This window comes from Oleiphilus sp. HI0117, from assembly GCF_001635235.1.
In genome coordinates, this window is sequence record NZ_LWGA01000154.1 from 1 (window position 1) to 830 (window position 830).

At 42.9% G+C, this 830-nt stretch carries 1 pseudogene; it reads right to left on the reverse strand.

Annotated elements, in window-relative coordinates:
- Positions 1-578 (reverse strand): annotated as a pseudogene (locus A3757_RS02030) (flagellin); the annotation flags it as partial.
- Positions 579-830 lie beyond the last annotated feature (252 nt).

An 830-nucleotide genomic window follows, 5' to 3' on the forward strand; every position in this document is an offset into this window, starting at 1 on the left:
TCACCCGCAGCCATTGCTGGACGAGCATCGGTAGATGAAACAGAAGACAAACCTGATGTGATATCTGTACCTAGCGTTTCCTCTGACACCTCAGAGATTGAAACGTCTATTCGATCACCAACGTTTGCACCTGTTTGGAAACTAGTACCCTGGAAAGAACCATCTAAAAGGTTCTGACCGTTAAAGTTTGTTTTCTCTGCGATACTCGCAATCTCGGTTTTAAGCTGCTCAACCTCTTCTTGCAGTGAAGAACGTTCCAATGATGTATTCGTACCGTTTGCAGACTGCAATGCTAGTTCACGCATACGCTGCAAGGAGGTTGTCATACTGTTCAATGCACCTTCAGCTGTCTGTGCTAGCGATACACCATCACCTGCGTTTCGGTTTGCTACATTTAGACCACGAACCTGAGCATCTATTCGGTTTGAAATCGCCAAACCTGCCGCATCATCCTTTGCGCCATTGATACGCAAACCAGATGATAAACGCTGTAAAGCAACACTCTGTTCATTCTGAGATTTGTCTAGGTTGCGCTGAGCATTCAAAGACGCGATATTAGTATTAATTATTTGAGGCATGTCGTTTCTCCGATCAATTTTGCAAGTAAACGAACGAGATTTTGAAGTACATCATGCTTTGTAAAGCACGCTCTCGACCGCTTGTTACATCACTTAACGGCACTCCTTAGAATTACTTTAGTTTTTTTTACAAAAACAATGTAAGCAAGTGTAACGAAGTTCTTTTTTCATAAACGCTCTCACTCTCCACATTATAAATAGCGGCAAGCACTAGCCAAAAAACCGGCAATCATAGCTTCTTCCGGTATAACC